This window comes from Vallitalea sediminicola, assembly GCF_054408565.1.
The window spans coordinates 1-250 of record NZ_BTPT01000355.1; the positions used below are offsets into that span (position 1 = coordinate 1).

A 250-nucleotide genomic window follows, 5' to 3' on the forward strand; every position below is an offset into this window, starting at 1 on the left:
CTATAGTTTGTAAGTCTCCAGCTTCAATTTCATAGCTCTCTTCAAATCCATAAACATATTTAACCTTAGACATATCAACTCCAGCCATCTTAAACATAATCGTTACAGGCTGCATCCTACCATCTTTCTCTCTCCCTTTAGTAAAAGGAACTCCAGCTTTATAAGCAATATCTCCATCTCCAGTTGCATCTATAACTATTGTTGCTTTTATCATTTCTATTCCTGATTTACTGTTAACCAGTAAATCAGG

Annotated in this window: 1 protein-coding gene; it reads right to left on the reverse strand. The window is 35.2% G+C overall.

Annotated features, from left to right (window positions below):
- A partial coding sequence (locus ACX6CF_RS27030; RefSeq protein WP_458788469.1) for an FAD-dependent oxidoreductase occupies positions 1-250 on the reverse strand: 250 nt, incomplete at both ends.